This window comes from Ralstonia insidiosa, from assembly GCF_008801405.1.
GTDB classification, from domain to species: Bacteria; Pseudomonadota; Gammaproteobacteria; order Burkholderiales; family Burkholderiaceae; genus Ralstonia; species Ralstonia insidiosa.
Window position 1 is genome coordinate 2,065,027 of sequence record NZ_VZPV01000001.1, and the last position, 25,720, is coordinate 2,090,746.

Annotated in this window: 20 protein-coding genes and 1 tRNA gene; 20 read left to right on the forward strand and 1 reads right to left on the reverse strand. The window is 62.6% G+C overall.

All coding sequences use genetic code 11. From position 1 onward, the window contains the following. Positions 1–134 precede the first annotated feature (134 nt). The gene (locus F7R11_RS09860; protein WP_048932480.1) at positions 135–470 is read left to right on the forward strand and encodes a hypothetical protein; all 336 of its coding nucleotides are present in this window, start codon (positions 135–137) and stop codon (positions 468–470) included. Positions 471–474: 4 nt separating this feature from the next. Here F7R11_RS09860 and F7R11_RS09865 read toward each other — a convergent pair whose 3' ends face one another. Next, positions 475–1,371 (reverse strand): LysR family transcriptional regulator, encoded by an 897-nt coding sequence (locus F7R11_RS09865; protein ID WP_064803121.1) that lies wholly within the window; start codon positions 1,369–1,371, stop codon positions 475–477. Positions 1,372–1,492: 121 nt separating this feature from the next. On the opposite strand from F7R11_RS09865, the gene F7R11_RS09870 reads away from it, so the two are divergent. The 19 genes from F7R11_RS09870 (at position 1,493) to F7R11_RS09960 (ending at position 25,678) form a co-directional block, all read left to right on the forward strand. After that, positions 1,493–3,256: an acyl-CoA dehydrogenase family protein gene (locus F7R11_RS09870; RefSeq protein ID WP_064803123.1), complete on the forward strand. Its 1,764-nt coding sequence runs from the start codon at positions 1,493–1,495 to the stop codon at positions 3,254–3,256. Further along, entirely contained in the window at positions 3,253–4,440 is a 1,188-nt protein-coding gene (locus F7R11_RS09875; protein ID WP_064803125.1) for a CaiB/BaiF CoA transferase family protein, read from the forward strand. Before F7R11_RS09870 ends, F7R11_RS09875 begins: the two co-directional genes overlap by 4 nt. An 80-nt stretch (positions 4,441–4,520) precedes the next feature. Continuing rightward, positions 4,521–5,930 (forward strand): MFS transporter, encoded by a 1,410-nt coding sequence (locus tag F7R11_RS09880; RefSeq protein WP_064803127.1) that lies wholly within the window; start codon positions 4,521–4,523, stop codon positions 5,928–5,930. A gap of 105 nt (positions 5,931–6,035) precedes the next feature. Continuing rightward, positions 6,036–6,230 carry a hypothetical protein gene (locus tag F7R11_RS09885; protein WP_064803129.1) on the forward strand — a complete coding sequence of 65 codons (195 nt, stop codon included), beginning with the start codon at positions 6,036–6,038 and terminating at the stop codon, positions 6,228–6,230. A gap of 159 nt (positions 6,231–6,389) precedes the next feature. Beyond that, positions 6,390–6,908, forward strand: coding sequence for a sigma-70 family RNA polymerase sigma factor (locus F7R11_RS09890; protein WP_064803131.1), 519 nt, complete (start codon positions 6,390–6,392; stop codon positions 6,906–6,908). Positions 6,909–7,134: 226 nt separating this feature from the next. Further along, complete coding sequence (locus tag F7R11_RS09895) at positions 7,135–9,207, forward strand: TonB-dependent siderophore receptor (RefSeq protein WP_231973185.1); 2,073 nt, start codon at positions 7,135–7,137, stop codon at positions 9,205–9,207. A 292-nt stretch (positions 9,208–9,499) separates the two neighbouring features. Further along, positions 9,500–10,867, forward strand: a complete 1,368-nt coding sequence (locus F7R11_RS09900; RefSeq protein ID WP_064803135.1) for a lysine N(6)-hydroxylase/L-ornithine N(5)-oxygenase family protein — start codon at positions 9,500–9,502, stop codon at positions 10,865–10,867. Further along, complete coding sequence (locus F7R11_RS09905; RefSeq protein ID WP_064803137.1) at positions 10,864–12,111, forward strand: MFS transporter; 1,248 nt, start codon at positions 10,864–10,866, stop codon at positions 12,109–12,111. The genes F7R11_RS09900 and F7R11_RS09905 overlap by 4 nt, the downstream gene beginning before the upstream one ends. Continuing rightward, positions 12,101–12,703, forward strand: coding sequence for a GNAT family N-acetyltransferase (locus F7R11_RS09910; RefSeq protein ID WP_064803140.1), 603 nt, complete (start codon positions 12,101–12,103; stop codon positions 12,701–12,703). The genes F7R11_RS09905 and F7R11_RS09910 overlap by 11 nt, the downstream gene beginning before the upstream one ends. A 15-nt stretch (positions 12,704–12,718) precedes the next feature. Next, entirely contained in the window at positions 12,719–14,605 is a 1,887-nt protein-coding gene (locus tag F7R11_RS09915) for an IucA/IucC family protein (protein ID WP_064803142.1), read from the forward strand. Next, entirely contained in the window at positions 14,602–15,420 is an 819-nt protein-coding gene (locus F7R11_RS09920) for a siderophore ferric iron reductase (protein WP_082932814.1), read from the forward strand. The genes F7R11_RS09915 and F7R11_RS09920 overlap by 4 nt, the downstream gene beginning before the upstream one ends. Before the next feature lie 85 nt (positions 15,421–15,505). Then, positions 15,506–16,666, forward strand: a complete 1,161-nt coding sequence (locus tag F7R11_RS09925; RefSeq protein ID WP_064803144.1) for an aromatic ring-hydroxylating oxygenase subunit alpha — start codon at positions 15,506–15,508, stop codon at positions 16,664–16,666. Between the two features lie 76 nt (positions 16,667–16,742). Further along, complete coding sequence (gene mnmC, locus F7R11_RS09930) at positions 16,743–18,761, forward strand: bifunctional tRNA (5-methylaminomethyl-2-thiouridine)(34)-methyltransferase MnmC2/FAD-dependent 5-carboxymethylaminomethyl-2-thiouridine(34) oxidoreductase MnmC1 (protein WP_064803146.1); 2,019 nt, start codon at positions 16,743–16,745, stop codon at positions 18,759–18,761. Positions 18,762–19,015: 254 nt separating this feature from the next. Next, complete coding sequence (gene tig, locus F7R11_RS09935) at positions 19,016–20,359, forward strand: trigger factor (RefSeq protein ID WP_064803149.1); 1,344 nt, start codon at positions 19,016–19,018, stop codon at positions 20,357–20,359. Between the two features lie 29 nt (positions 20,360–20,388). Continuing rightward, a complete protein-coding gene (gene clpP / locus F7R11_RS09940; RefSeq protein ID WP_048932465.1) occupies positions 20,389–21,036 on the forward strand; it encodes an ATP-dependent Clp endopeptidase proteolytic subunit ClpP in 648 nt (215 codons plus the stop codon). A gap of 178 nt (positions 21,037–21,214) precedes the next feature. After that, positions 21,215–22,489 (forward strand): ATP-dependent Clp protease ATP-binding subunit ClpX, encoded by a 1,275-nt coding sequence (gene clpX / locus F7R11_RS09945; protein WP_021194573.1) that lies wholly within the window; start codon positions 21,215–21,217, stop codon positions 22,487–22,489. Between the two features lie 169 nt (positions 22,490–22,658). Then, a complete protein-coding gene (lon, locus tag F7R11_RS09950; protein WP_021194572.1) occupies positions 22,659–25,079 on the forward strand; it encodes an endopeptidase La in 2,421 nt (806 codons plus the stop codon). Between the two features lie 170 nt (positions 25,080–25,249). Further along, complete coding sequence (locus F7R11_RS09955; RefSeq protein ID WP_021194571.1) at positions 25,250–25,522, forward strand: HU family DNA-binding protein; 273 nt, start codon at positions 25,250–25,252, stop codon at positions 25,520–25,522. Between the two features lie 80 nt (positions 25,523–25,602). Beyond that, a tRNA-Val gene (locus F7R11_RS09960) sits at positions 25,603–25,678 on the forward strand. Positions 25,679–25,720 lie beyond the last annotated feature (42 nt).

Genomic DNA, 25,720 nt, shown 5'->3' on the forward strand with positions numbered 1-25,720 from the left:
CATCCCAGAGATCATCGTCACGAACAAGGCCGACGACGACGTCAAGATCATCGGTGATGGCCTGAACGGCTGGGCGGGAAACTCCAGCACAATGCGTCTCGCACGCATCGCCCAACCAGGAAAGGGACTCATCCATGTACAAGGCATTCGCAGCGCTCACGCTTGCGCTCGCATCTGGCGTCATCCACGCCGCTGACATTACCGTCCGTACCGAAAACTATCCGCGCCCGCCATACTCCGGCGCCACGTATTACATCTACGAGCGCGATGGCCAGACCATCTGCACCAAGCTCCAGGTCTGCAACAAGTACGACCAGTGCGATACCAAGTACGTGAAGGGCAGCTACAAGGACGAGGAGGACGTGCAGACCGGTGACCCCTATGGCAAGACCGATGCCGTGGTGATCGGCAAGGAGAAGCTTGCCAAGCATGTCTGCCTGACCAAGTTCAAGCTGACCGGCCAGCCCTGAGCGTTCAGGGGTTCACATTCTCCCGCGCGGCTGCTTCCAGGTACTCGAGAAAGCGGCTTGCCACCGGCTCCGCATCGCCTGTGCGTCGCAATGACAGCACGGGCGATTCTTTTTTGCCGCCTGCCAGCGGCACGAAGCTGACGCGCGCATCGCCTGCGTGCTGCAGTGTCTTGGGCACCAGTGCCACGCCCATCCCGAACCCCACCATCGTCACCACGGTCTGCCAGAGCCGCGCCTCGTGGCGGATCACCGGGCTGAAACCGGCATCCACGCACAACGCGATGATCAGGTCGTGATAGTGCGGCGACACCGTGCGTGGGAAGAGGATGAACGGCTCCTGTGCCAGCGCATCCAGTGCCAGGCTCTTGCGGCGAGCCAGCGCGTGGCCGACGGGCAGGCACGCGACAAAGGGTTCGGAGAAGATCGGCGTGGAAACGACTTCGGCAGGAAAGGTGCCCCAGTACGCACAGCCCAGGTCGATCTGCTGGCGCTGAATGGCCTGGACCTGCTCGCCGGTGTTCATCTCGCGCAGGATGATCTCCACCGCCGGGTGATCGGCCTCGAAACGTTCCACCGCACGGGGCAGGCCGCGATACAGCATGGAATTGACGAAACCCACGCGCAGCCGCCCAGCCAGCCCATGCGCGGAGCGCTGCGTGATGCGCTCGACCTCGGCCGCTTGCTGCAGCAGCTTGCGGGCCTCGTCCAGCAGCACCTGTCCGGCGTTGGTAAGCGCCACGCTCTTGTTGGTGCGCGCGAGCAGTTGCACGCCCAACTGCTCCTCGAACTTGCGGATATCGAAGCTCAGCGCCGGCTGCGAGATGAACAGCCGCTGCGCCGCACGCCCGAAGTGCAGTTCTTCCGCCACGGCAACGAAATAGCGCAGCTGCTTCAAGTCCATGGCGGTCTGCCTCACTCAACGATAAGGGTTATTTATCGTACAGGACAAATCCTGTATTGGACGATTATCGATGGTGTTCCTATGCTGGCCGGACAACACAGGAGACAGCGAGGCCACCCGCATGAACGACATCGCCCGCGAACCAATCATTGGCCAGCCCGTTGGCCACCAGAACATTCCCGACAGCCGGGGCATCAACTTCTTCCACGTCGATCCGGATCTCGGGCGCCTGCTGCAGCTGTACCTGGGTGACGCGCAATACCGCGCGCTGGAGCCGCAGCTCAAGTCGTTGGGCCTGCGCGCTTCGGACGAGCTCGATGCCTGGGCCACCAGCGCCGATCACAACCCGCCGCAACTGCGCCACCGCACCCGCCGCGGCGAGGCGCTGCAGAGCATCGACAAGCACCCCGATTACGTCGCACTGGAACGTGTGGCGTATGCAGAACTCGGTCTTGCATCGATGAGCCATGTCGGCAGCGCGCCGCCGCCGCTGGTCAAATACGCGCTCACGTATCTGTTTGTGCAGGCCGAATTCGGCCTGTGCTGCCCCGTCAGCATGACGGATTCGCTCACGCGCACGCTTCGCAAGTTTGGTGATCCGGCACTGGTGGCGCGCTATCTACCGATGCTGGCTTCGCGCGACTTTGATGTGCTGTACCAGGGCGCGATGTTCATGACCGAGCAGGCCGCCGGCTCGGACGTCGCTCGCATCGCCACGCGCGCCGCGCTGGAAACCGCACCCGACGGCACGCAAACGTGGCGCCTTTATGGCGACAAGTGGTTCTGCTCCAACGCCGATGCGGATCTCGCCATGGTGTTGGCTCGTCCGGACGGTGCGCCGTCGGGTATCAACGGCCTGGCGCTCTTCCTGCTGCCCAAAACGCTGCAGGACGGCGCACGCAACAACTACCGGATCATCCGCCTGAAAGACAAGCTCGGCACCCGCTCGATGGCCAGTGGTGAGATCGTGCTGGAAGGCGCCACCGCCCACCTGATCGGCGAGATCGGTCGCGGCTTCCATCAGATGGCCGACATGATCAACATGTCACGCCTGTCGAACGGTGTACGTGCCGCTGGCCTGATGCGCCGCGCCACCACCGAGGCTCTGCACATTGCGCGCAACCGTGAAGCCTTCGGCCGCAAGCTGATCGACATGCCGTTGATGCAGCGTCAGCTCCTGAAGATGCTGCTGCCGACCGAGCAGGCACGCTCGATGTTCATGCAGATCGCGCAGCTGCTGCCGCTGGCCGATGCCGGCGACGAACAGGCTGCCAAGTGCGTGCGCATCCTGACGCCACTGATCAAGTTCCGCGCCTGCCGCGATGCGCGCCGCGTGACCGGAGATGCGATGGAGGTGCGTGGCGGCACCGGCTACATCGAAGAATGGAGCGATGCGCGCCTCGTGCGGGATTCGCATCTCGGCTCGATCTGGGAGGGCACGAGCAACATCGTCGCGCTCGACATCGCTCGCGCCGTGAAGCGTGAAGGCGCGCTGGAGCCACTGCGTGCGTACCTGCTCGGCCTGCTCGACGGTGTCACGCTGCCGACGCAGAGCGACGCGCTGCTGCGTGCCACGCTCGACCGCGTCTGCCGCACCATCGCCAAGGTGGCCGAAGAGGGCAGCGACGAACTTGTGCGGCAGGCCGGTTCCGCGCTGTACCACATCACCACGGCGATCTTCATGGCGTTGGAAGGCGTGTGTCTGGCGCCGGATCATCGGCGTCTGGCGCTTGCACATCTGGTGCTGCGGCACAAGCTGCTGCCGGTCGATCCGCTGGCCTTGCCCGAGAGCGACGATGCTCCGCTGTTCGAGGCGCTCGTCAAGCAGCGTGAGGTTTCGCTCGCGCTGGCCACGCAGGCGCTGCCGGCCGGAGATGCGCAATGAGCGCGGTCAATGGCGCACTGCACGGCCTGAAAGTCATCGACCTGAGCCGCGTGCTCGGCGGCCCGTATTGCACGCAAGCGCTGGCCGACCACGGCGCACAGGTCATCAAGCTCGAACCCCCCGTCGGCGACGAAACCCGCACCTGGGGCCCGCCGTTCGATGAGAGCGACACCGCCTGGTACTTCAACGGCGTCAATCGCAACAAGCTCGGCATCTCGGTCGACCTGTCGCGCGACGAAGGCCGCGCGGTGCTCTGGCAACTGCTGGAAGACGCCGATGTGCTGGTCGAGAACTTCAAGCCCGGCACGCTGGCGCGTTGGGGCATGGATTTCGAGCGCGATCTGCAGCCACGTTTTCCTCGCTTGATCCACTGCGCGGTCTCCGGCTTCGGCCCCGACGGCCCCCTGGGTGGGTTGCCTGGTTACGACGCTGCCATCCAGGCCATGGCCGGCCTCATGAGCGTCAACGGCGAGCGCGATGGCGGCCCGATGCGTGTCGGCCTGCCGATCGTCGACATGGTGACGGGGCTCAACGCGCTGGCCGGCATCCTGCTGGCACTGGCCGAGCGAGAGAAGAGTGGGCGCGGGCAGTCGATCGACATTGCGTTGTATGACTGCGGCGTGTCGCTGCTGCATCCGCATCTGCCCAACTACTTCGGCTCGGGCAAGGTGCCGCAGCGCAGTGGCAATGCGCACCCGAACATCACGCCGTACGACAGCTACCAGACTGGCACCACGCCCATCTTTCTGGCGGTGGGCAATGACCGTCAGTTCGCCAAGCTGTGCGCGCACATCGGTGTGCCCGAGTTGGTGGAAGATGCTCGCTTTGCCGACAACCGCAGCCGTTGCGCGCATCGCCCGGAGCTCAAGCAGGCGCTGGAGGCACAGCTGGCGCGCTTCGATTGCGAGACGCTCGCGCAAGACCTGATCCAGGGTGGTGTGCCATGCGGGCCGGTGCTGAGCGTCGACGTGGTGGCGCGCCATCCGCACACGCTGCATCGGCAGATGGTGGTCGAGCTGGGTGATTACCGTGGCACGGGCTCGCCGATCAAGCTGTCGCGCTCGCCGGCCACGTATCGCAATGCGCCGCCTGCGCTCGGTGCCGATACCGATGCCGTGCTGGCTTCGCTCGGCATCGACACGGAAACCCGGCAGCGCCTGTTTGAGGCAGGCGTTCTGAAATGAACTAAGGCAGCTTCACCACAACACGGCAGACGGCCCGACAGAGGCCGCACCGAACCGGCAGTACCACGAAGGAGACCAACATGCCTCACCAGTCCGCGCCCCAGGCCGCAAACCTGCAGCCGCGCCGTGCCGCGGTTGCCGCGTTTATCGGCACCACCATCGAGTGGTACGACTTCTACATCTACGGCCTTGCCGCCGCGCTGGTCTTCGGCAAGGTGTTCTTCTCCAAGACGCTGGACCCGGGCATCGCCACGCTGCTGTCGTTCGTCACGCTGTGGGCTGGCTTTGCCGCGCGGCCCATCGGCGGCATCATCTTCGGCCACCTGGGCGACAAGATCGGCCGCAAGACTACGCTCATCATCACGCTCATCCTGATGGGGCTCGCGACGATGGGTATCGGCCTGCTGCCGAGCTATGCGCAGATCGGCCTGTGGGCGCCGGTGGGGCTGGTGGTGCTGCGCGTGATTCAGGGCGTGGCCGTGGGCGGCGAGTGGGGCGGTGCGGTCCTGATCGCCAGCGAGAGCGCGCCCAAGCGCAAGAGCATTCTGTACTCCGCGTTTGCGCAGCAGGGCTCGCCCACAGGCAACCTGCTGGCAACGGTGGTGTTCTTTGCGCTGAGCGCGCTGCCAACACCGCAGTTCATGTTGTGGGGCTGGCGCGTGCCGTTCCTGCTGTCGGCGCTGCTGGTGATCGTGGGCATGGTCATCCGCCTGAAGCTGGAAGAGTCCGACGACATGAAGCGCGTGCTGGCGCAGAAGAAGACCGTCAAGCTGCCGCTCAAGGATGTGGTGCGTGACCACTGGGGCCTGGTGCTGCTGGGCGCGGGCACGCTGCCGCTCATCCACGTGACGTACCTGAAGAGCAACTTTGCGCTGGCGTGGGCCACGAAGGAACTCGGCTACGCGCAGGACACCTTCCTCGGCATCATCGCGATTGCGCTGGTGGTGCAGTTCATCACGCAGCCGCTGGGCGCGTGGCTGGTCTCGCGCATGGACATGCGCCGCGCGATCTGCCTGATGGTGCTGCCCGAGTTTCTGCTCATGCCGGTGATGTTCTTCGCCATCGAGACCAAGGTGGTCTGGATTGCGTTGGTGGGCATGTGCCTGGCGACGATTCCGCATTCGATGTTCTACGGCGCCATTGGCGGCATTCTGGCGCGCGTGTTCCCGACGCGCATCCGCTACACGGGGCTGTCGCTGGCGTATCAACTGTGCTCGCTGGTGGTGGGTGGCGGCACGCCGGTGTTTGCGCAGTGGATGCTCAACAGCACCGGCAACATCGTGGGCGTGGCCGCGTCGTCGGCGCTGTATGCGCTGGTGTCGCTGGCGTGCACGCTGGTGCTGCTCAACCGCACGGGCTATCGCGCAGACGAGCTGTCCACTGCCGAGCGCGCGGATGCGATGGACTTGGGGCAGGGTGACGCCGATGCATGTATTGGTGCCCCCGGCGCACCGGCTTCACCGGTCGGCAAACCTGTTGCCGCGGCCTGAACGCAGGCGCCTACGCGAAACGTGCGGTGGCGCGCCTGCCGCACGTTCCCTACGATGACAAGGCAAGCAGCACAAAGCACTGTGCAGACAACCGGGAAGCGTGCCATGTCCATCTTTGACGAGAACGAGCACCGCGAGGCCTTCTGGGAAACCGTGCGCCAGGCCATCGAGGCGCGCGAGCAGGCCGATGAAGCGCGCCGCTCCGGCCGTATGACCGGGCTGGCAATCGGCCTGTCGCTGGCCGCCCTGGCCGTTGCCTTGATGGCGTGGCGGCATCGCTCAACGGACGATGCGGCTTAAGGGCGTCTTGCCGCCGCGCGCCCATTCTTAGTACTCCCTTTCGAATCCCCGTTTGCGAACAGGGTTGTTCGACCCCTACAATGAGAATGATTCTCATTTGTATGGGCGCCATGTGTACGTGGTTGCGTGCGCGCGTCCGGTCCATTTCCGGGAGCCCGCATGCCGGCCGTTCAGCCCAATCCGCTGCACGACATCGACGCGCTTTACGTGTGTCACAGCGATTGGCTGTTCGCCTGGCTGCGCAGGAAGCTCGCGTGCCCGGAGGAGGCGGCGGATGTGCTGCACGACACGTTCATGCGCGTACTGGCCGTGCCGGATGCGTTGAGCGAGGTGCGCGAGCCGCGTGCTTACCTGACCACCACCGCCAAGCATCTGATGATCGATCGTGCGCGCCGGCGGCGTGTCGAGTGTGCCTGCCTGGATGAGCTGACGTTGCGATGCGAGCAGTTTGGTCATGCACCGTCGCCCGAGCAGCGCATGGCACAGGCGCAGACGCTGCAGCACACGAGCACGATGCTGGAAACGCTGTCGCCCAGCGCGCGCGAAGCCGTTCGCCTGCGCTACATCGAAGGGCAGTCCCATGCGTGCATTGCCGAGCAGCTTGGCAAATCAACGCGCATGGTGCGCAAGTACCTCGTGCAAGCGGTTGAGCGTTGTTCGACGTGCATGAGGGCCTGATCGAAAAAAAGTTCCAGATCGAGTTCCGCTTTTGCCGTGTGGATCGTCGATGGGTGTGGAAATCACACGCATCTTCCAACACACCATGCCAAAGCACATCAACACAACAACAGTTTTTCCATCTGAAACGACTTGCCCGATTTCCGGCCCGACGCTGCGCCCGTTGGCGCTTGCTGCACGGCTGACTTGCGTAGTGCTGCTGGGGGCAGCGCTACCCGCGCAAGTGATGGCGCAGAGTACCACCGCCGAGGTGAATGCCACGCTGCCCACCGCGACCGTCGTCGGCCGCGGCGAGACAGCGCAGAGCCCCGGCAAGGGCTTTGTTGCCAAGCAAAGCTCGGCAGGCACCAAGACCGATACGCCGATCATCGAGACGCCGCAGTCGATCTCGGTGATCACGCAACAGCAGCTGGAAGACCAGCGGCCGCGCGGCTTGTCGGAAGCGCTCAACTACACGACGGGCGCGTTCACTGGGCTGGTCGGGGCAGCCAACCGCTATGACTACGTTGCGCTGCGCGGCTTCAATGACGCCAGCGTCAACAACGCGCTGCTTGATGGCCTGAGCCTTCAGGGCGATCAGGGCAGCTACAGCTCGTTCCAGATCGATCCGTATTTCCTGCAGCGCATTGACGTGCTCAAGGGGCCGGGTTCGGTGTTGTTCGGGCGCGCTTCGCCAGGGGGCGTCGTGTCACTCGTCAGCAAGAAGCCGCTGTTCCAGCCGTATCACGAAGTCGAGTTGACGGTGGGCAACCGCAACCGTGTTGAAGGGGCATTCGACATCTCTGGCCCAGTGGATCAGAACGGCGTGATGGCCTTCCGCGTGACAGGCTTGGGACGCGGCATGGATTCTCAGTTCCAGCACGTGCGGGAAGAGCGCTTTGCCATCGCGCCGTCGTTGGCCATCAACTTCACGCCGAACACGCACCTGTTGCTGCAGGCCTATCTGCAGCAAGATCCGGAAGGCAGCTTCAACAGCGGCGTGCCGGCGGAGGGCAGCCTGTTCCCGCACAACGGCCGCACCATCTCGCGCTACTTCTTCGACGGCGACCCGACAGTCGAAAAATTCCGCCGCACCCAGCGCATGCTGGGTTACCAGTTCGAGCACATGTTCAATGACGCGTGGACGGCGCGCCAGAACTTCCGATACATCTACGGTGACGTGCGCATGCGCCAGATCTACGGCTACGGCTGGGCCGATGCGAACAACCTCACGCGCTATTACGCTGGCGCCAAGGAGGCCACGCACGCCTACACGGTCGATAACCAGCTCGAAGGCAAGTTCACAACCGGCCCCGTCAAACACACGCTGCTGGTTGGCCTGGATTACCAGAAGCGCCACGTCGATGGCTTTTGGGAATCCGGCAGTGCAGACCCGATCAACGCATTCAACCCGGTCTATGGCAATCCGGGTCTGACGGGTGTGACGGCGACGCCGATAGACCGCTGGCTGGAGCAGACCGGCGTGTACTTGCAGGACCAGATCGCCATCGACCGCTGGCGCTTCACACTGGGCGTGCGTGAAGACCACGCCAAGGCATCCAACCTGTATGGCACGGGCACCCCGTCAGAGTGGAGCGGCTCGAAGTTCACCAAGCGTGCGGGCGTGGTCTACCTGTTCGACAACGGTATCGCCCCGTACTTCAGCTATGCCGATGGCTTCAACCCGAGCATCCGGACGGACCAGCGGGGCAATCTGCTGCAACCGGCCACGGCCAAGCAGTTCGAGGCGGGTGTGCGTTATCAGCCTAAGGGCTCGAGCACGATGCTGTCGGCCGCCGTGTTCAACCTGGAACAGGAGAACATCGCCAACCGGCCATCTGCCCAGGTCTACTACGTGCCCACTGGCAAGGTGCGTACGCGCGGGCTGGAACTGGAGGCGCGTTCACAGATCACGGATAACGTTTCGCTGCTGGCCAACTACACGTTCACCGACATGAAGTTTGTCGAGTCCACCGAAGGCTTCGTGGGCAACACGCCGTACCAGGCGCCGCGCCATATGGCATCGGTGTGGGGCGATTGGACCTTCATGCCCGGCTACACGGCGGGTGTGGGGGTGCGCTACGTTGGCACGAGCTATGGCGACAGCGCCAACAGCTTCAAGGTGCCGCCGTACACACTGGTCGATTTGATGCTGCGTATCGATCTCGCGCGCTGGGACCCATCGCTCAAGGGTGCAAAGTTGCAGTTGTCGGCAAAGAATCTCTTTAATAAAGCGTATGTGGCATCTTGCATGAACAGCAACTACTGCTATTGGGGTGATGCGCGCAGCGCAATGGCAACCATTTCGTATCAATGGTAATTAAGATTTATTCACGCAATCATCATCCTGCTTGTGTAGTATTGTGACTTAGCTTGTTGCCCGGCGGCTTTTTATTGAAGTCGTCGGGCGAGTCAGCATCTATCCTGATATCGCATCCGCGATATTCCATGATCCTTCAGCGGCCGGCACGCATCGGTCGTGATCTGCTCCCCACCTGAATTTACCTAGTCTAGGCGCGGCCTGATGCCGCCAGCCAACGGGAAACGTGTGCACGTTCGCTCGGCTGGAGTCTTGTTGTCATCGCTTTTGTAAATCAGGAGGTTCAAACGTGATGGAATCAGAAGTTCATGACTTTATTGCCATTGGGTTGGGTCCGTTTAATTTAAGCCTGTCTTGTCTGGCGGAACCCATTGCCGATTTGAATGGGTTATTTCTGGAGCGGGCGCCGGAATTCAATTGGCATCCTGGTATGCTGATTGATAACACCACATTGCAGAATCCATTCCTGGCGGATCTTGTCAGTTTGGCGGATCCAAAAAGCCGCTTCAGCTTCCTGAATTACTGCAAGCAGGAAGGCAAGATCTATTCGTATTACTTCCGCGAGAACTTCTACCTGAGCCGGGCGGAGTACAACCGCTATTGCAAGTGGGTCGTCGCGCAGCTCACCTGTGCGCGCTTCCACCACGACGTGCAGGCGCTGGCCTATGACGCGCAGCGTGGCTGCTACGTGGTCTCGGGCTTTCGCGGCGCGGAGTGCGAGCCGTTCGTCCTCCGTGCACGCAAGCTGGTGCTGGGCGTGGGGTCGTCGCCGTCGTTCCCGGCGTGCGTGCGGCGCGATGGCCACCGCTATCTGCACACCGCGGATTACATCGACGTGCGTGAATCGCTGCACGAGAAACGCTCCATCACCATCGTCGGCAGCGGGCAAAGCGCGGCAGAGGTCTACTACGACCTGCTCAAGGAGAGCGACAAGCACGACTACCGCCTCGTCTGGATCACACGTTCTCCGCGCTTCTTCCCGATGGAGACCACCAAGCTCACGCTGGAGATGTTCTCGCCGGACTACATCGACCACTTCTACAGCCTGCCCGACGGCCGCAAAGATGCCATCGTTCGTGCGCAGGACAGCCTGTACAAGGGCGTGAACACCAGCCTGATCAACCAGATCTACGACCTGCTCGACGACAAGCGCAAGGTGGGCGAATTGCGCACGCACCTGATCACCAATTGCGAGCTGCAGGCGTGCCGCCACGACGCCGCCACCGGCACTTACGAGATCGAGTTCCAGCAGGTCGACAGCGGTGCGCGCTATGCCCATCGCACAGAAGGGCTGGTGCTCGCCACGGGTTACGAGCAGAACATCCCGGCGTTCCTTGATGGCATCCGCCACCGTCTGCGCTGGGATGCCAAGGGCCGCTACCAGCTCTCCCGCAACTACGCGGCAGACGTCAATGGCAGCGAGGTCTACGTGCAGAACGCGGGCCTGCACACGCACGGCGTGACCAATCAGGACATTGGCATGAGCTGCTATCGCAACTCCTACATCATCCGAGAGCTGACCGGCGTTGAGCACTACAAAATCGAGCCGCGTGTGGCCATCCAGGATTTTGCGATTCCGGCCACACCGGAGTTCATCCCGCTGGCGGCTGAGCGGAGCATCACCGAGCGCGTGAAGGAGCCCATCGAGGAAGCCGTATGACGCTGCGCAACACCATCATCCTGATGACGGTGTTTGCCGTCATCAGCGATGCGATCCTGATCCCGTTCTATCCGCAGTTCTTCGCGTCGCGCTATGGGCTGGACAGCCCCGTGCACGTAGGGGCGTATGTGGCCGCCATCTCGATTACCGTCATGTGCACGTTGCCCCTCTGGGCACGTGTGGCCAAGCGCGTGGAGCCGCTGTACCTGCTGGTCTACACGCAGTTCGCAGCCGGCACCTTCAGCCTGCTCAGTGACTGGGCGCCGAACGTGGTGACGTACTGGGTGCTGTCGATGCTGATGTTCATGTGCAAGAGCAGCTACCTGCTGATGTATCCGTACATGATGCGGCTCACGCCCAAGGCGCAGCACGCGGCCACGGTGGGCACCCTCTCGGTGGTGGTGCACTTTGGCGCCATCTTCGGGGCGGTGGTGGGCGGTCTTGTGCTGCAGACATGGGGGCCGCGCGCCAGCATCGTCGCCATGGCGGCGGGCGATTTCTTCCAGATGGGTGTGTGCATGCACCTGATCCGCAGCGGCAAGATCGTGCGCGTCAACTCGGGCGAGCATGCCGAGGCGGCTGCCGCTGAAGCCGCACGCGTGCCGCGCACCGGCTGGCGCGACCGCCTGCCGATCCTGCGCCTTGCACTGGTGATGCTGGTGTTCGACTTCAGCGCGTACCTCATCCGCCCGTTCTTCTCGGTGTACTGGCAGCAAGTGTCGGGGCTCGACAGCGAGTTCGTCTCGGGCATGGCGTTTGCCATTCCGGGCGTGGTCGCCATCGTGGCGCTGCGGTTGCATGCCCGTATTCGTGCGCGTGGCGGTCAGTTGCCGGATCACACCGTGGGCAACCTGTTGCTGGGCATGGTGGGCCTGCTGCTGCATGCGGCGCCCAACCCGATGTTGATCGTGCTCGGGCGCGTGCTGTACGGCTGGGCGCTGTTCCAGATCATCGTGAAGCTGGAGGTGAACCTGTTCCGGCTTTCTACGCCGCAGCGCTATGCGCACGACTACAGCATCACCAATTTCTTCCAGAACATGGGGGTGCTGCTGTCTTCTTTTGCGGCAGGGGCGATCGTCAATCGCTACGGGCTGCATCTGCCGTTCTTGCTGGCCGCTGGGGGCTTTGTGCTGACGGCGGTGCTCGATCGGCTGATCTTGAATGTGCCCAGCGCCGGCCATGCAGATGACTCGGGCAGGGCAGAGGCACCCGCCAACCTGGAGGCGCCGGTCCATGCCAACTGATGCCCACACCATCCACCGCCGCGCCGATGCCGAAAGCGCGCCTTACACCGATGCGGACGGTTTCACCTTCCACCTGCTGCGCATTCCGGAAGACATCCCGATGCTGCACCGCTGGTTTCAGCCGGAGCGCGCCTCGTTCTGGCTGATGCGCGACAAGACGGAAGCCGAGGTCGGTCAGGTCTATCAGAACCTGATGGACTCCGGCCACGCCACCGCGTATCTCGTGTGGCAAGGCGGTCGCCCGGTCTTCCTGGCCGAGTGCTACGACCCCGCCCACGATCGCATCCGCACGTTCTACGACGTACAACCGGGCGACCTCGGCATGCACATCTTCATCGGGCCATCGGATGTGCACATTGCCGGCTACACGCGCGCGGTGTTCTTCGCACTCATGCGTTTCATGTTCGATCGCCTGGGCGCGGCACGCATCGTGGTCGAGCCCGACGCCAACAACACACGCATTCACGCCATCAACCGCGCAGCCGGTTTTGTCTACGACCGCAACGTCGCCTTTACCGAAAAGATCGCCAGTCTCGCCTTCTGCACTCGGCAGGATTTTGAACAAGCTACCAGCGCCACCGCCATTGCTTAAACCAAAGGATTCGCCATGAACGTCACGATCCACAATCAGCTCTCGCAACATCCGGCCCAGGCAGCCGCCCACCTCACGCCGGAAGTCTGGGCGCAGGCCAACCGACTGCTGTTGCGCAAGGCGATTGCCGAATATGCGCACGAACGCATCCTGGAGCCCGAGTACCTGCATGCCACCGCTGGCGGCTTCGCGCTGTACCAGGTGTTTTCGGATGACGGCAAGGTTTGCTACCAGTTCGAAGCGCAGCAACTCGCGCTGCGTCACTGGTTCATCCAACCGGAATCGATTCGCCGTCTGGTCGAGGGGGCCCAGCAACCGCTCGACGCGCTGCAATTCATCATCGAATGCCGTCAGCGGCTTGGTATTCGTGACGAGCTGCTGCCCATCTACCTCGACGAGATCAGCAGCACGCTGTTCGGCAGCGCGTTCAAGCGCATGAAGGCCGATGCACCCAGCAGTGCACAACTGGCCGAGGCCACCGACTTCCAGGCCATCGAAGTTGCCATGATCGAAGGGCACCCCGGTTTCGTCGCCAACAATGGGCGCCTGGGCTTCACCTCCGTCGACTACCAGGCCTATGCGCCCGAGGCGGGTTCCGATATCCGCGTGATCTGGCTGGCTGTACACAAGGATCACGCCACACCGTCAACGCTTTCCACGTTGAACTATGCGCAAATGCTGGCCGAAGAACTCGGCCAGGACACGGTGGACGATTTCACACGCCAGGTTGCCGAAAAGGGCGTGGACTCTGCCGACTATCACTTCATGCCCGCGCACCCGTGGCAGTGGTTCAACAAGCTGTCCATCGCGTTTGCGGGCTATGTGGCGCAGCGCAAGATCATCTGCCTGGACTACAGCGCCGACCACTACATCGCCCAGCAATCCATCCGCACATTCTTCAACACGAGCGATCGCACCAAGCGCTATGTGAAGACGTCGCTGTCGATCCTGAACATGGGCTTTATGCGCGGGCTCTCGCCGTACTACATGTCGGGCACGCCGGCCATCAACGAGTTCATCAAGGAACTGGTCTCGAAAGATGGCTTCCTGCGCGAGAACGGTTTCACCATCCTGCAGGAAGTGGCGGCCATCGGTTTCCGCAACTTCTACTACGAGGCGGCCATTCCGGTGGATACGCCGTACAAGAAGCAGTTCTCGGCGCTGTGGCGCGAGAACCCGCTGCCGCTTCTCAAGCCGGGCGAGCGCCTGATGACGATGGCGGCGCTGCTGCATGTCGACAAGGACGGCCATGCGCTGATGCCTGAGTTGATCCGCCGCTCGGGCCTGCCGGCGCTCACGTGGGTGCGCCAGTACCTGCAGGTGTATCTCACGCCGCTGCTGCATTGCTTCTACGCTTACGAGCTGACTTTCATGCCGCACGGCGAGAACCTCATCCTCGTGATGGACAACCACGTGCCCGTGCGCGCCATCATGAAAGACATTGCCGAGGAATGCGCCATCCTCGACATCAAGGCACGCGAATGGCTGCCCGAGCGTGTGCAGCGCCTGGCGGTGGAGGTACCGGACAACTTCAAGCTGCTCGGCATCTTCATCGACGTGTTCGATGGCGTCCTGCGCCACATCAACCACGTGCTGGTGGAGAACGCTTGCTGCACCGAAGACCAGTTCTGGGGCGCCGTGGCCGATTGCGTCTACGACTATCAGGACGCCCATCCGGAGCACGCCGCCAAATACGCGCACTACGACATGTTCGTGCCCGAGTTCCTGCACTCGTGCCTGAACCGCTTGCAGCTCGGCAACAACGTGCAGATGGTTAACCTGGCCGACCCGGCATCGAGCCTGAAGATCGCAGGCAATCTGGTCAACCCCATCGCCAGGTTCCGTCGTGCGGCACCTGCCGTGCACGCCGAAGCAACAGACGCGGTGGAAGCGGCGGCATGACAGACGGCATGCGCGCCTTCGTTGAAGACGCCTCGGGGTCGGGCTTCGCGTTGCCGCAAGCCTGGCGCTCGGCGCCGACACCGAACCCGGATCTCGCCCACGCACTGCGGTTGGCGCAACGTGTCATTCCCAGCCTGCGCGGCGAGCAGGGTGGGGTATCGCCAGCCAACGCGCTGCGCCTGGGCGACGACGTTGCGCTGCAGGCGCTGTGCGATCACTGGGCGCAGGCCTATCCGGAGGCGGGCGCGCATTACCTCGCCCTGCGCTGTTGGGGGCTCGCGATCTGGCAGCCAATCTATCTGTGTGTGATTGCCGTGCATCTGGATGGATTGGCACCCAGGCTGGCGGGCCTCGTGCAGCCGGTGAAGGCGGGTTTTCCCAGTGGCTTCCACTTGCCCGTGCATGCGCCGGTCGGCGGCACATTCGTTGGGCGGATGGAGGCTGCTGCCGCTGAGTTGCGGGCGTTCTGCGATGCCGTCCGCCGGGCGATCAAGCCAATGGTTGCCCTGCATGAGCGTGCCGCAGATCGCTTGCAAGCTGAGTGCGTGCTCGGCGCGTTGATGGCAGTGCGACCACATACGTCATTGTCGGATGCAGACATGACTGCCATAGGGGAGGCGTGGCTGGTCGCCCTAGGCATTGCCGGCGGCTGCGGCTTCTTTGCCTACCGTGCGCGTGACGGCACGCCCGCACTCGCGCTTGACCGCAAGGTCTGCTGCCACTATTTCCGCCGTCGCGACGGCGAGAAATGCAGCACCTGCCCAAAGCTCTCGCTCGACGCACGTATCGCCCGCTTGCTGGCCGAAGCGTCGTAGCGCGCTTTTCCCCCGATACCTGATGGGGCGGATGCCGGTTCAACGTGAACACTGAACCGCCCGCCACTCCGTGTTGGAGACCCCGATGACCGATGTCGGACGCCTGGCCCATGTGATGCCAGCGCATACCCAATTGCCCGTCGCCGCGTACTTCGACGACGCCTTGTTCGCTTGTGAACTCGAAACCATCTTCAAGCAATCCGCCTGCTATATCGGCAATGAAAAAGCCGTGCCCGAATCCGGCGATTGGCGCCGCCTCGCCCAGGAAGACGGCGGTCGCGTACTGGTGCGCAATGCCGGCGGCGTAGAACTGATGTCCAACGTCTGCCGCCACCGGCAAGCGCTCATTCTTGGCGGGGAGGCCGGCAACGTGACTGGCCCTGCCAATGCCACCGGCAACCTGGGCGCGGCAGGCGGCAACATCGTTTGTCCGCTGCACCGCTGGACGTACACCGATCGCGGTGAACTGATCGGCGCGCCGCAGTTCACCAGCACGCCGTGCAAGAACCTGCAGCGCTTCACCCTGCGCAACTGCCACGGCTTGTTGTTCGAAGGCCCGCGCGACCCGGCGCACGACATGGCACCGTTGTTTGCTCGGCCCGAGTTCGACTTTGGTGATTACGTGCTCGACCACGTAGAAGTTCACCAATGCAACTACAACTGGAAGACCTTCATCGAGGTCTACCTGGAGGACTACCACGTCGCACCGTTCCACCCCGGCCTCGGCCACTTCGTCACGTGTGACAACCTCGAATGGGAGTTTGCAGACTGGTACAGCATGCAGCGCGTAGGCATCCACCAGGCGCTTAGCCAGCCGGGCTCGGATGTGTACGGCGCCTGGCATGACCGGCTGCTCGACTATCGCTCCGGTACATCACCGGATTTCGGCGCGATCTGGGTGACGTACTTCCCGACCCACATGATCGAGTTGTATCCGCACGTGCTGGTGCTCTCCACGCTGTACCCGAAAGGGCCACAGGACACCGTCAACGTGGTCGAGTTCTACTACCCGGAAGAGATCGCCGCGTTCGAGCGCGAGTTCGTGGAAGCGCAGCGCGCGGCCTACATGGAAACCTGCATCGAAGATGACGAGATCGGGGAGCGCATGGACGCTGGCCGCCGCGCACTGATGGCACGCGGCGTGTCGGAAACCGGGCCGTACCAGTCGCCATTGGAAGACGGCATGCAGCATTTCCACGCGTGGTATCGCCGCATCATGGGCACGCTGCCGGTCGCCGACGTATAGCCGCGCGCACCTGCGTCAGATCAAGGCGAGCGGGGAGGGCGGCGGTACAATCCGTCGCTTCTCTCCCAGGTGTTCCATGCCACGCGGCCTCGTTCTCGCCACGCCCCAGCTCACGTCGGACGGCACGCCGTTCTCCGCGCAATACGACGACGTTTATCACAGCACCGAAGGTGGTCTCGCACAGGCGCAACACGTCTTCCTGGGCGGCAATGCTTTGCCCGGCGCATGGCAAGGCAAGAACGCATTCACCATTGTCGAGACCGGCTTCGGCCAAGGCCTGAATTTCCTGGCGACGTGGGCCGCGTGGCGTGACGATCCGCAGCGTTGCGCACGGCTCGATTTCGTTTCCATCGAAAAGCATCCGTTCGACCGGGCGGGCTTGTCTGTCGTGCACCCGAAAGACGGCGTGCTTGCGCCGCTGGGTGAGGCGTTGCGGCAGTCATGGCCCGTACCCGTGCCCGGTGTGCATCGCCTCGTCTTCGATGAGGGGCGCGTCACGCTCACGCTGCTGTTTGGCGATGCGATGGAGATGCTGCCGCAACTGTCCTGCGCCGCCGACGCGTTTTATCTGGATGGCTTCTCGCCCGCCAAGAACCCGGACCTCTGGCAGCCGCGCGTCTTCAAGCAGCTTGCGCGTGTCGCCCGCGCTGGCGCCACGCTGGCAACGTACACAGCGGCAGGCTTTGTTCGACGCGGCCTGCAGGAAGCCGGCTTCGAGGCGCACAAGGCACCGGGCTTCGGCACCAAGCGCGATATGACCGTCGCGCAGTTTCCAACGCACTGGAAGACGCGGCGCGGCCCGGTCGAAGCGCCTGTTTGGTCTGAGCGCCACGCTATCGTCCTCGGTGCCGGGTTAGCCGGTTGTTCCGTCGCGGAACGCCTCGCCGCGCGCGGCTGGCGCATCACGCTCATCGATGCGAACGAGGGGCCCGCTCGCGGCACATCAGCGCACCGCGCCGCAGCCATGCATCCGCATGTGTCCATTGATGACAGCGTGCTCTCACGTCTGTCGCGCGCTGGCAATCTGCTCGCATGTCGGCAGTGGGACGCACTCGACCGCGCGGGTTTTGCCACCGGCTTCCAGCCCACCGGTGTACTGCAGCTCGCTGAACACGAGGACGATGCCGCCGAGCAGCAGCGCGTCGTGCAGGCGCTCGGGTACCCCACCGGCTACATCGATTGGCTGAGTGCCAGCCAGGCTGCTGAACGTGTCGGCGCGGGCGTGCCGCAGGGGGGCTGGTGGTTCGGGCAGGCTGGCTGGGTGGCGCCGCCCGATGTCTGTCGAGCGAACCTCGCCGCAGCCGCCAACGCAACTCATGCGCACTGGAACACCCGCGTCGAATCGCTGCGCGAAGCAGGCGGCCAGTGGCAAGCGCTCGACGCACACGGTGGCGTGATTGCCAGCGCGCCGGTCGTCATCCTTGCCAATAGTTTGGATGCGGCCCGGCTGGCGCCGCTGTCGTCTGCGTCGCTCAAGCCGGTGCGCGGCCAGCTTACGGATGTGCCGCTCGTCAGCCTTGAGCCGAGGGCGGCTTGGCCGAGGGCCGTGGTGTGCGGTGATGGCTACCTGTTGCCGGCGGAACCCGATGCGCAATCCGTGCGGATCGGCTCGTCATTCCAGCCGGGCGATTCTGATCTGGCCGAGCGCGCCGGCGATCACGCCGCCAACCTGAAGCGGCTGGCGAGCATGCAGCCGCAGCAATCGCAGGCGCTGGCGCGGCTGGACCCGGCGCAGTTGCATGGGTACGTCGGGGTGCGTTGCGTGTCCGCCAACCGCTTGCCGCTGATTGGCGCGGTGGTCGATGAGGCGGTGGCCATGGCGCCGGGTTTCCGCCTGCGCGGGCCGCATGCGCAACTGCCTCGCGTGCCGGGGCTGTATGCCGCACTTGCATACGGCTCGCGCGGTCTCACATGGTCGGTCTTGGGTGCGGAATTGCTCGCCGCGCAAATCGACGGCGGTCCGTTGCCGCTGGAAGTTGACCTTGCTGCGGCGCTGGATCCGGGGCGCTTTGTCTTGCGTGCATTACAGCATGGACACGGGCGCGGGCAGGGTGCTGCACCCGCTGAAACTGAAGCGGCGGATACGCTCGACTGACCCGCTGTTTGATAGGGTTTCCAAGCGTTCCGACCCAAAAAATCAGGGCCGGCGAGCGTTCCATGCCATAATATGCGTTTTGCGTTTGCCAGCCCGAACGCGCCTGTTGCACCCGTTTAAGCCGCCGAAGTGTCACCTGAGCGGCCCTCGCGTCGCATCCGCGCAAGCCCGGCAACACCAAGAACTTTGAACCACGGCTGCTGCTGGCGCTGCGCCGTTCGACGCAACTTTCATCTGAATCTGGAATTACGACCATGTCGACTATCGAAAACCTCGGCAAGCTTGATCGCAAAGTGACCCTGGCTGTCCCGAAGGCCGAAGTGGAGCAAGAGAAGCAAAGCCGTCTGGCGCGTCTGTCCAAGACCGTCAAGATGTCGGGCTTCCGTCCGGGCAAGGTCCCGATGAAGATGGTCGAGAAGCAATACGGCCAACAAGTTGAATTCGAAGTCCGCTACGACAAGGCTGCCCGTCAGTTCTTCGACATCACCAATGAGCAAGGCGTGAAGGTTGCCGGCCAACCGCGCTTCGAGCTGAAGACCGAAGGCGTGGCCGACGACCAAGTCGCATTCGATGCCACCTTCGAGGTGTATCCGGAAGTCAAGCTGGGCGATCTGGCCGGCGCGGAACTGACCCGTACCAAGACCGAGATCACCGACGCGGAAATCGACAAGACCCTCGACATTCTGCGCAAGCAGCGTGTGCACTACCACCCGCGTGGCGAGGCTGGTGAGCACGGTGACGGCGGCGCTGCCGTTGCACAAAACGGCGACCGCGTGACGGTCGACTTCGTTGGCACGATCGACGGCGTGGAATTTGCCGGCGGCAAGGCTGAAGGTTTCAGCTTCGTGCTGGGCGAAGGCCGCATGCTGCCCGAGTTCGAACAAGCCACGCTGGGCCTGAAGCAAGGCGAGTCGAAGGTGTTCCCGCTGGCCTTCCCCGAGGACTACCACGGCAAGGACGTGGCCGGTAAGACGGCTGAATTCACCGTGACGCTCAAGCAAGTCGAGTGGGCACACCTGCCGGAAGTCAACGAAGCCTTCGCACAATCGCTGGGCATCGCCGATGGCAACCTCGACAAGATGCGCGCCGACATCCGCGAAAACCTCGAGCGTGAAGTCAAGCGCCGCACACACGCGCTGCTCAAGGACCAAGTCATGGAAGCGCTGCTGAAGGTGGCAGAGCTGGACGTGCCGAAGTCGCTGGTCGAACAAGACCAAGAGCGTCTGGTGGAAATGGCCCGTCGTGACCTCGAGCAACGCGGCATGCCGAATGCCAAGAACATGCCGATCCCGGCTGAAATGTTCACGCAACAGGCTGAGCGCCGCGTGAAGCTGGGTCTGGTGCTGGCTGAAGTCGTCAAGGCCAACAACCTGGAAGCCAAGCCGGAGCAGATCAAGGCCGAGATCGAAGAGTTCGCCAAGAGCTACGAAGATCCGAAGGAAGTCATCCGCTGGTACTACGGTGACCAACAGCGCCTGGCTGAAATGGAAGCCTACGTGCTCGAAAACAACGTGGTAAATTTTGTGTGCGACAAGGCCAAGGTTACTGACAAGGCTGTGTCGTTCGAAGAGCTGACCGCCACCCCGGCGCAAGGCTGATTCGATAGATCCACGCACCGGAGAACCGCATGATCCGCAATGAACTGATCGACCAACTTGCCCGTACCCAGGCTTCTGCGCTCGAAACGCAGGGGCTCGGTCTGGTGCCGATGGTGGTCGAGCAGTCGGGCCGCGGCGAACGCGCCTACGATATCTACTCGCGCCTGCTCAAGGAGCGCGTGATCTTCATGGTAGGCGAGGTCAACGACCAGACTGCCAACCTCGTGGTGGCACAGCTGTTGTTCCTGGAAAGCGAGAATCCGGACAAGGACATCTCGCTGTACATCAACTCGCCGGGCGGCTCGGTGTCGTCGGGTCTGGCGATGTACGACACGATGCAGTTCGTGAAGCCGGACGTATCGACGCTGTGCATGGGCATGGCAGCCAGCATGGGCGCGTTCCTGCTGGCCGCTGGCGCCAAGGGCAAGCGTCTGGCGCTGCCGAACTCGCGCATCATGATTCACCAGCCGCTGGGTGGTGCGCGTGGTCAGGCGTCTGACATCGAGATCCAGGCGCGCGAAATCCTGTACCTGCGTGAACGCCTGAACACGGTGCTGTCTGAGGCGACTGGCCAGCCGGTCGACAAGATTGCGCGCGATACGGATCGCGACAATTTCATGAGCAGCGAGCAGGCCAAGGAATACGGCCTGATCGATCAGGTCATCAGCAAGCGCTGAAGTGCGTGGTGGTCGGTGCGTTTCGGGTCACCCCCGTGGCACACCGGTTGGCTGCACCAAACATGTCAAGCGGTGTCAAAAACGAGGCTTCGCGCCTCGTTTTTGCTTTGTACAACACCTGCGGATCGTCGCCAGATAATTTGGCGTATGATGCTGCCAGGAACTACTGGTAATCGTTATGGCGGACAAGAAAGGCTCGACTGGCGAAAAGCTGCTGTACTGCTCGTTCTGCGGCAAGAGTCAGCATGAGGTCAAGAAACTGATTGCCGGCCCCTCGGTCTTCATCTGCGATGAATGTATCGACCTGTGCAATGAAATCATCCGGGACGAAGCCGCCATCTCCGAAAAGGAAGGTGGTCTTGCGGTCAAGTCCGACCTTCCCACGCCGCATGAGATTCGCCAAAGCCTCGACCAATATGTGATTGGTCAGGAGCAGGCCAAGAAGATCCTGGCGGTTGCGGTTTACAACCATTACAAGCGCTTGAAGCACCTCGGCAAGAAGGATGATGTCGAGCTGTCCAAGAGCAACATCCTGCTCATCGGGCCGACCGGATCGGGCAAGACCCTGCTCGCACAAACGCTGGCTCGCCTCCTGAACGTGCCGTTCGTCATCGCTGACGCCACTACGCTGACCGAAGCCGGTTACGTGGGCGAAGACGTCGAGAACATCATTCAGAAGCTGCTGCAGAACTGCAATTACGAAGTGGACAAGGCCCAACGCGGCATCGTCTACATCGACGAAATCGATAAGATTTCGCGCAAGTCTGACAACCCGTCCATCACGCGGGACGTTTCTGGGGAAGGTGTGCAGCAGGCGTTGCTCAAGCTGGTCGAAGGGACGATGGCGTCCGTGCCGCCGCAAGGGGGCCGCAAGCATCCGAACCAGGACTTCCTGCAAGTCGACACCACCAACATCCTGTTCATTTGCGGCGGTGCCTTTGATGGTCTGGAAAAGATCATCCGCCAGCGCTCCGATAAGACCGGGATCGGTTTCGGTGCAGAGGTGCAGAGCAAGGAAGAGCGCGACGTCAATGAAGTGCTGCCGCAGGTGGAGCCGGAAGACCTTATCAAGTTCGGTCTGATTCCTGAGCTGATCGGTCGTCTGCCGGTGGTAGCAACACTAGCCAAGCTCGACGAGGCCGCCCTGATGGAAATCCTGGTCGAGCCTAAGAATGCAATCGTCAAGCAATATCAGAAACTGCTGGCGATGGAAGGGGTGGAGCTGGAAATCCGTCCGAGCGCGCTGACGGCGATCGCCCGCAAGGCGATCAAGCGCAAGACGGGGGCGCGCGGTCTGCGCTCCATCGTCGAGCACGCTTTGATGGATGTGATGTATGACCTCCCCAACCACAAGGGCGTGCAGAAGGTGGTGATCGACGAAAGTACGATCTCCGGTGACGGCAAGCCCTTGCTGATGTACGAAGAGCAACCCAAGGTTGCAGGTTCCAACTGACGCGAATGCCCGGCCGGGATGCGCCGTATGCATCCCATGCAGGAAGCCGTTCGCTCGCGAGCGGCTTTTTTGCTTCGGGAAACCGGGCCGGCATGCGACTTGCAGCAGCGGTCTTGTAAAACCGCCACTGCGCCCAATTTAGCCCTTACATGACTTTCTGGGGAAAATAATGTCCGGAACCCAACTTTTACCCGCTGAGCAGATTCGCCTGCCGCTGTTGCCGTTGCGTGACGTGGTGGTGTTTCCGCACATGGTGATTCCGCTGTTCGTGGGGCGCCCCAAGTCCATCAAGGCGCTGGAAGCCGCGATGGAAGCGGGCAAGAGCATCATGCTGGTCGCCCAGAAAACAGCGGCCAAGGATGAGCCGACCGACAAGGATCTCTACGAGGTCGGTTGTGTCGCCAACATCCTGCAGATGCTGAAGCTGCCGGACGGCACCGTGAAGGTGCTGGTTGAGGGCACGCAACGCGCCAATATCCTGACCGTGACCGACGACGAATCGCACTTCTTCTGCGAAGCGGTGCCCGTCGGCCCGGAACCGACTGAATCGGCCGAGACCGAGGCGCTGCGTCGCGCCATCGTGTCGCAGTTCGATCAGTACGTGAAGCTGAACAAGAAGATCCCGCCGGAGATCCTGACGTCACTGTCGGGCATCGACGAGCCGGGTCGTCTGGCTGACACCATCGCCGCGCATCTGCCGATCAAGCTCGAGCAGAAGCAGAAGATTCTCGAGATGTTCAATGTGACTGAACGTCTGGAGAGCCTGCTGTCGCAGCTGGAAGGCGAGATCGACATCCTGCAGGTGGAAAAGCGCATCCGTGGCCGCGTGAAGCGCCAGATGGAAAAGAGTCAGCGCGAGTACTACCTGAACGAGCAGGTCAAGGCCATCCAGAAGGAGCTGGGCGAAGGCGAAGAGGGCGCCGATCTTGAAGAGTTGGACAAGAAGATCAAGGCCGCACGCATGCCCAAGGAGGCCAAGAAGAAGGCCGACGCCGAGTTCAAGAAGCTCAAGCTGATGTCGCCGATGTCGGCCGAGGCAACGGTCGTGCGCAACTACATCGACACGTTGGTTGGCCTGCCGTGGCGCAAGAAGAGCAAGGTCAACAATGACCTGTCCAACGCCGAGCAGGTGCTGGACACCGACCACTATGGTCTGGAGAAGGTCAAGGAACGCATTCTTGAGTACCTCGCGGTGCAACAGCGCGTTGACAAGCTGAAGGCGCCGATCCTGTGCCTCGTGGGGCCGCCGGGCGTCGGTAAGACTTCGCTGGGGCAGTCGGTGGCGCGTGCGACGAACCGCAAGTTCGTGCGCATGGCGCTGGGCGGCGTGCGTGACGAGGCTGAGATTCGCGGTCACCGTCGTACCTACATCGGGTCGATGCCGGGCAAGATCCTGCAGAGCCTGACGAAGGTTGGCGTGCGCAACCCGCTGTTCCTGCTCGACGAGATCGACAAGATGGGCGCGGATTTCCGTGGTGACCCGTCGTCGGCGTTGCTCGAAGTGCTGGACCCGGAACAGAACCACACGTTCCAGGACCACTACATCGAAGTGGACTTCGACCTGTCCGACGTGATGTTCGTGGCGACATCGAACTCGCTGAACATTCCGGCGCCGTTGCTGGACCGGATGGAAGTGATTCGCCTGTCGGGCTACACGGAAGATGAGAAGGTCAACATCGCCCGCCGCTACTTGCTGCCCAAGCAGATCAAGAACAATGGTCTGAAGGAAGGTGAGATCGAGGTGGCCGAAGGCGCGCTGCGCGACATCATTCGCTACTACACGCGGGAAGCTGGCGTGCGCTCGCTGGAGCGCGAGGTCTCGAAGATCTGCCGCAAGGTCGTCAAGCAACTGCTGCTGAAGAAGGAAGCCGGCACGTCCGTGAAGGTCGATTCGGATAACCTGGACAAATTCCTCGGCGTGCGTCGCTTCGACTTTGGCCTGGCGGGCAAGGAAGACCAAGTGGGCCAGGTGACCGGTCTGGCGTGGACGGAAGTGGGTGGCGATCTGCTGACCATCGAAGCTGCGCTGATGCCGGGCAAGGGCAACATCACCCGCACCGGTTCGCTGGGCGACGTGATGAAGGAGTCGGTCGAGGCTGCGCGTTCCGTTGTGCGTTCGCGCTCGGCTCGCCTGGGCATCAAGGATGAGATGTTTGAGAAGCGCGACATCCACATCCACGTGCCCGAAGGCGCGACGCCCAAGGACGGCCCGTCGGCAGGTATTGCGATGACGACGGCGCTGGTGTCGGTGCTGACCGGTATTCCCGTGCGCGCCGATGTGGCCATGACTGGCGAGATCACGCTGCGCGGCGAAGTGTTGCCGATCGGCGGCCTGAAGGAAAAGCTGCTGGCCGCTCACCGCGGTGGCATCAAGCTGGCGCTGATTCCGGAGGAGAACGTCAAGGATCTGACGGACATTCCGGACAACGTGAAGAACAGCATTGAGATTCAGCCGGTGCGCTGGATCGACAAGGTGCTGGAACTCGCGCTGGTGCGCAAGCCCGAGCCGCTGCCGGAAGAGGAAGCCAAGCCCGCGCCTGAAGCCGCCAAGACTGACGACGGCAAGGCGCAGGAGATGGTGCATCACTGATGCCACAGTTTGCTTGAGTTGAAGAGGGCCCGACATCGTTCGGGCCCTTTTTCTTTGGGTTGCATGCGATACGGCTGATGTGTTCGGCGCTGGACTCTTCGCCTTGACACGTCGATTGGCGGCCACTTTAATAAATCCCACACTAAGCGGGTGTTCGGGGAGGTGGCGCGATGAACAAGACAGATCTCATCGACCATGTGGCGGCGCAGACCGACATGTCAAAAGCCGCAGCGGGGCGCGCCATCGACGCGCTGATCGGCGGCATCAAAGATGCCTTGTGCGATGGCGGGTCAGTCACGCTGGTCGGTTTTGGCACGTTCCTGGTCGGCAAGCGATCTTCACGCAACGGCCGCAATCCGCGCACCGGAGCCACCATCACAATCGAAGGTGGCAAGGTTGCGAAATTCAAACCTGGCAAAGCGCTGAAAGATGCGCTAAACTAGCGGGCTTTGGTGCTCACAAAACATTCGGGTGACAACGAATGTGAGCGCCGGACAGTCCGGCCTGTGCCGGCAATGCGAACGGGTGCTTAGCTCAGTTGGTAGAGCAGCGCCCTTACAAGGCGCGGGTCGGGAGTTCGAGCCTCTCAGCACCCACCATCGTTCGCAATGCCGCTCCGTGCGTCGTGCAGTCCGACCCAA

What these genes read in the sequence shown, in the direction of transcription:
- F7R11_RS09860 (WP_048932480.1), top strand. Translation starts at nt 135, where the DNA reads ATGTACAAGGCATTCGCAGCGCTCACGCTTGCGCTCGCATCTGGCGTC.
- F7R11_RS09865 (WP_064803121.1), bottom strand. Translation starts at nt 1,371, where the DNA reads ATGGACTTGAAGCAGCTGCGCTATTTCGTTGCCGTGGCGGAAGAACTG.
- F7R11_RS09870 (WP_064803123.1), top strand. Translation starts at nt 1,493, where the DNA reads ATGAACGACATCGCCCGCGAACCAATCATTGGCCAGCCCGTTGGCCAC.
- F7R11_RS09875 (WP_064803125.1), top strand. Translation starts at nt 3,253, where the DNA reads ATGAGCGCGGTCAATGGCGCACTGCACGGCCTGAAAGTCATCGACCTG.
- F7R11_RS09880 (WP_064803127.1), top strand. Translation starts at nt 4,521, where the DNA reads ATGCCTCACCAGTCCGCGCCCCAGGCCGCAAACCTGCAGCCGCGCCGT.
- F7R11_RS09885 (WP_064803129.1), top strand. Translation starts at nt 6,036, where the DNA reads ATGTCCATCTTTGACGAGAACGAGCACCGCGAGGCCTTCTGGGAAACC.
- F7R11_RS09890 (WP_064803131.1), top strand. Translation starts at nt 6,390, where the DNA reads ATGCCGGCCGTTCAGCCCAATCCGCTGCACGACATCGACGCGCTTTAC.
- F7R11_RS09895 (WP_231973185.1), top strand. Translation starts at nt 7,135, where the DNA reads ATGGCGCAGAGTACCACCGCCGAGGTGAATGCCACGCTGCCCACCGCG.
- F7R11_RS09900 (WP_064803135.1), top strand. Translation starts at nt 9,500, where the DNA reads ATGGAATCAGAAGTTCATGACTTTATTGCCATTGGGTTGGGTCCGTTT.
- F7R11_RS09905 (WP_064803137.1), top strand. Translation starts at nt 10,864, where the DNA reads ATGACGCTGCGCAACACCATCATCCTGATGACGGTGTTTGCCGTCATC.
- F7R11_RS09910 (WP_064803140.1), top strand. Translation starts at nt 12,101, where the DNA reads ATGCCAACTGATGCCCACACCATCCACCGCCGCGCCGATGCCGAAAGC.
- F7R11_RS09915 (WP_064803142.1), top strand. Translation starts at nt 12,719, where the DNA reads ATGAACGTCACGATCCACAATCAGCTCTCGCAACATCCGGCCCAGGCA.
- F7R11_RS09920 (WP_082932814.1), top strand. Translation starts at nt 14,602, where the DNA reads ATGACAGACGGCATGCGCGCCTTCGTTGAAGACGCCTCGGGGTCGGGC.
- F7R11_RS09925 (WP_064803144.1), top strand. Translation starts at nt 15,506, where the DNA reads ATGACCGATGTCGGACGCCTGGCCCATGTGATGCCAGCGCATACCCAA.
- mnmC (WP_064803146.1), top strand. Translation starts at nt 16,743, where the DNA reads ATGCCACGCGGCCTCGTTCTCGCCACGCCCCAGCTCACGTCGGACGGC.
- tig (WP_064803149.1), top strand. Translation starts at nt 19,016, where the DNA reads ATGTCGACTATCGAAAACCTCGGCAAGCTTGATCGCAAAGTGACCCTG.
- clpP (WP_048932465.1), top strand. Translation starts at nt 20,389, where the DNA reads ATGATCCGCAATGAACTGATCGACCAACTTGCCCGTACCCAGGCTTCT.
- clpX (WP_021194573.1), top strand. Translation starts at nt 21,215, where the DNA reads ATGGCGGACAAGAAAGGCTCGACTGGCGAAAAGCTGCTGTACTGCTCG.
- lon (WP_021194572.1), top strand. Translation starts at nt 22,659, where the DNA reads ATGTCCGGAACCCAACTTTTACCCGCTGAGCAGATTCGCCTGCCGCTG.
- F7R11_RS09955 (WP_021194571.1), top strand. Translation starts at nt 25,250, where the DNA reads ATGAACAAGACAGATCTCATCGACCATGTGGCGGCGCAGACCGACATG.